The organism is Paraburkholderia sp. Cy-641 (assembly GCF_011752945.1).
Taxonomy (GTDB): domain Bacteria; phylum Pseudomonadota; class Gammaproteobacteria; order Burkholderiales; family Burkholderiaceae; genus Paraburkholderia.
In genome coordinates, this window is sequence record NZ_VWWM01000149.1 from 1 (window position 1) to 779 (window position 779).

The 779-nt window shown below is 64.1% G+C and carries 1 protein-coding gene; it reads left to right on the forward strand.

Going from position 1 to position 779, the window contains the following annotated elements:
• A partial coding sequence (locus tag F3J20_RS31755; protein ID WP_167285845.1) for an MFS transporter occupies window positions 1-779 on the forward strand: 779 nt, incomplete at both ends.

Here is a 779-nt window from a genome sequence, read left to right on the forward strand (position 1 = left end):
GTCATCAACTACCTCGATCGCACGGTGCTCGGCATCGCCGCGCCGAGCCTCACGAAGGAACTTGGCCTGTCGGCCGGCGTGATGGGCATCGTGTTCTCCGCTTTCTCGTGGACCTACACGCTCTCGCAGATTCCGGCCGGCCTGCTGCTCGACCGCATCGGCGCGAAAAAGACCTATTTCCTCGCGGTCTCGGGCTGGTCGGCCTTCATCATCCTGAACGGACTCTCAGGAGGACTGATTTCGCTGATGATCTATCGCCTCGGACTCGGCGTAGCGGAATCGCCCTGCTTCTCCGCGAATAGCCGCGTGGTGGGCCACTGGTTTCCGCAGCGCGAACGCGCACGCGCGACGAGCATTTATCAGGTGGGGCAGTACATCGGCCTTGCCGTGTTCAGCCCGCTGCTGTTCTGGATCATCGAGTCATTCGGCTGGCGCGCGATGTTCGTGATCGTCGGCGCGGTCGGCCTCGCGTTCTCGGTCGTGTGGTGGCTGCGCTATCACGAGCCGCACGAGTCGCGCACGATGAACGACGCGGAGCGCGAGTACATCGGCGCGGGCGGCGGTCTGTCGACGGCTACCGACGCACAGCGGCCGTTTTCGTGGCACGACGTCGGACGCCTGCTGCGTCGCCGTGAAATCTGGGGTGCCGCGATCGGCCAGTTCGCCGGCAACTCGACCGTGGTGTTCTTTCTCACGTGGTTTCCGACCTATCTGGTCACCGAGCGTCATATGGCGTGGCTCAAGATCGGCTTCTTCGCGATCCTGCCGTTCCTCGGCGC